The sequence below is a fragment of the Gammaproteobacteria bacterium genome (genome assembly GCA_037388465.1).
In the GTDB taxonomy this organism is placed as follows: Bacteria; Pseudomonadota; Gammaproteobacteria; order SpSt-1174; family SpSt-1174; genus JARRKE01.
Genome location: JARRKE010000134.1, coordinates 1 through 3,304 on the forward strand (window position 1 = coordinate 1; position 3,304 = coordinate 3,304).

Sequence of the window (3,304 nt, forward strand, 5' to 3'; positions counted from 1 at the left end):
ATGCCGGCGGGAATGACCTTCATGTACGAATACACGTCGGAAGGATCCTTGTGCAGGCTGTACAGCGAGTTGTAGCAGACCCGGAATTCCACGCCCTGAGCGTGCAGCGATTGCATGAGGTCGGAGTAGGACGCGTATTTCTGGCCGAAGGAATCGGCCGCCAGCACGGCATTGCCGTACAGCACGAACTGAATCTTGTATTTGACCTTGTTGGCCTTGAGATCGCGGATGATCAGCGCGGCATTGGTGAGGGACTCCTGCAGCTGGGCCTTGGGATCGCTCACGCCGAAGACCACCTTGACGGGCTGATGCGCACGGAAATATTCGGCCCACTGCGGATCTTCAAGGACGGGAATGGTTTTGATGCCCGGGAACTGGGGCAGCGCATCCTGGGCCATGGCAGGCCGGACGAAGCCCAGCACGAACAACAGCCCTACCCAAGCAATCGCTTTTTTCATTACAAACACCTGTACGCTTTGAATGTATGGATTTAAAGGCGCGCATGACAGTCCCGCCACGCGTGGGCGTTTTTTGCGCGCCCGGGGAGAAGGACGGCTGAGACGCCATTCTATTCCCTTGATTGTTTCCCGCTTGCGACAATCACTACGATGCGTGCGCGTGATTATTGACCACGGCGGCCAGCCGCGCAGGTTCGTCGGTACCCAGCCGCACCCGCCTGCCGGAGCCGAACACGAGCTCCACCGCCTCCAGGCCGGACACGTTGTACAGCCAGCCGTCCGGGGTGAGATGAATGCCCCAGCCGTACCACCAGCGGTTGCGCACCGGTTTGGCGGAAACCACTTCGTCCAGGTCGAAGCGGAAGCGGATCGGGCCGGAACCGAAACGCGCGATAAGCCAGCGTCCTTCCTGCTCGATGGTGAGGGAGTGAAACAGCAACACCACGCCGGCCAACACCGCCAGCACTACCAGCATCACCGGGCTCCAGTGTGTCCTGGCCGCGGCGTACAGCGCCGCAAGCAGCCCGGCGCCCAGCACGACCAGCAAGACGGTTGCGACCTGGGTGTGCCGGTAAGACATCCGCGCTCGGTATCGTTGGCGCCGGTGCCCGGATCAGGCTCGGCTCAGCGCTCCACCTGGGTGACGTCGCGCACCGCGCCGCGCGCGGCCGAGGTGGTCATGGCGGCGTAGGCGCGCAGCGCGGCGCTGACCGGACGGTCGCGGTCCACCGGCTTCCAGGCGTCGCTGCCGCGTTCGATCATGCGTTCGCGGCGCGCCGCCAGTTCCTCGTCGCTGATCTTGATCTCGATGCAGCGATGCGGGATGTCGATGGCGATCATGTCGCCCTCCTCCACCAGGCCGATATTGCCGCCCTCGGCGGCCTCCGGCGAGGCGTGGCCGATCGACAGCCCGGAGGTGCCGCCCGAGAAGCGGCCGTCGGTGATCAGGGCGCAGGCCTTGCCCAGCCCCTTGGACTTCAGGTAGCTGGTCGGATAGAGCATTTCCTGCATGCCCGGCCCGCCCTTGGGCCCCTCGTAGCGGATGAGCACCACGTCGCCCGGCTGGACCTCGTCGTTGAGGATGCCTTCGACGGCGGCGTCCTGGGATTCGAAGATGCGCGCCGGCCCCTCGAACACCAGATTGCTCTGGTCCACGCCGGCGGTCTTCACGATGCAGCCGTCCTCGGCCAGGTTGCCGTACAGCACGGCGAGGCCGCCGTCCTTGGAATAGGCGTGCTCGATGTCGCGGATGCAGCCCTGCTCGCGGTCCAGATCCAGGTCGCTCCAGCGCGCATCCTGGCTGAAAGCCACCTGGCTCGGCACACCGCCCGGGGCGGCGTAATACAGCGCACGCTCGGCCTCGGCCGCGCGGCGCACGTCCCAATGCTCGACGGCCTCGCCCAGCGTGTCGCTGTGCACGGTGGGCACGTCGCGGTGAATCAGCCCGCCGCGGTCGAGCTCGCCGAGGATGGCCATGATGCCGCCGGCGCGGTGCACGTCTTCCATGTGGAACTGGCTGGAGGGCGCAACCTTGCACAGGTTGGGCACGCGGCGCGAGAGGCGGTCGATGTCCTGCATGGTGAAGTCCACCTTGGCCTCCTGCGCGGCCGCCAGCAGGTGCAGCACGGTATTGGTCGAGCCGCCCATGGCGATATCCAGGCTCATGGCGTTCTCGAAGGCGTCGAAACCGGCGATGTTGCGCGGCAGCACACGCTCGTCGTCCTGCTCGTAGTAGCGCTTGGCGAGGTCCACGATCAACCGTCCGGCCTTGAGGAACAGCGCCTTGCGGTCGGCGTGGGTGGCCAGCAGCGATCCGTTGCCCGGCAGCGACAGACCCAGCGCCTCGGTCAGGCAGTTCATGGAGTTGGCGGTGAACATGCCGGAACAGGAGCCGCAGGTCGGGCAGGCGGAGCGCTCGAGCTCGGCCACCTGCTCGTCGCTGTTGTGGCTGTCGGCCGCGGCGACCATGGCGTCGATCAGGTCGAGATGAACCACCTGCTCGCTGCCCTGGGTTTTGGCGATCACCTTGCCGGCCTCCATGGGGCCGCCGGACACGAACACGGTGGGAATGTTGAGGCGCATCGCCGCCATCAGCATGCCGGGGGTGATCTTGTCGCAGTTGGAGATGCACACCAGCGCGTCGGCGCAGTGCGCATTGACCATGTATTCCACGGAGTCGGCGATCAGGTCGCGGGAGGGCAGCGAATACAGCATGCCGCCGTGACCCATGGCGATGCCGTCGTCCACGGCGATGGTGTTGAATTCCTTGGCCACCCCGCCGGCGTCCTCGATCTCGCGCGCAACCATCTGGCCCAGGTCCTTGAGGTGCACATGCCCCGGGACGAACTGGGTGAAGGAGTTGGCGATGGCGATAATCGGCTTATCGAAGTCCGCATCCTTCATGCCCGTGGCACGCCACAGGGCGCGGGCCCCGGCCATATTGCGGCCATGCGTGGTGGTATGGGAACGATACTTCGGCATTTGCTCAACTCCGTACGTTTTCTGTTATGTAGAAAATAAAGTGTATCACCGCGGCGGGAAACGCGCGGTTTTAACCCTGCTGCGGGTAGGTTTGCCGCTCAGGCCGGCCCGGCCTCGGATTCCTCGGGCAGAGTGCAGCAGCGCTGGGTGCTGCCTGCGCTCAATACCTCGCCGGTGACCGGATTGGGCCGGAAGGTGGTGACCCCCTTGAGCCCCAGATCGTAGGCCTGATGGTAGATGTCGCGAAACGCTTCGAAGGGGAAGTCGCGCGGGATGTTGATGGTCTTGGAAATGGCGTTGTCCACGTAGGGCTGCAGCGCCGCCTGCATGGCCAGATGCGTCCCCGGCGGCAGCTCGGTGGCGGT

Annotated in this window: 4 protein-coding genes; all 4 read right to left on the reverse strand. The window is 65.1% G+C overall.

What is annotated here, in order from left to right; translation table 11 throughout:
- The coding region (locus P8Y64_14105; protein ID MEJ2061587.1) for a DsrE family protein at nucleotides 1–458 on the reverse strand (458 nt) is incomplete at its 3' end.
- A gap of 145 nt (nucleotides 459–603) precedes the next feature.
- Nucleotides 604–1,038 carry a hypothetical protein gene (locus P8Y64_14110; protein ID MEJ2061588.1) on the reverse strand — a complete coding sequence of 145 codons (435 nt, stop codon included), beginning with the start codon at nucleotides 1,036–1,038 and terminating at the stop codon, nucleotides 604–606.
- A 44-nt stretch (nucleotides 1,039–1,082) separates the two neighbouring features.
- Entirely contained in the window at nucleotides 1,083–2,939 is a 1,857-nt protein-coding gene (ilvD, locus tag P8Y64_14115) for a dihydroxy-acid dehydratase (GenBank protein MEJ2061589.1), read from the reverse strand.
- Nucleotides 2,940–3,037: 98 nt separating this feature from the next.
- Nucleotides 3,038–3,304: ribonucleoside-diphosphate reductase, adenosylcobalamin-dependent (locus P8Y64_14120; protein ID MEJ2061590.1), on the reverse strand; the 267-nt coding region annotated here is incomplete at its 5' end.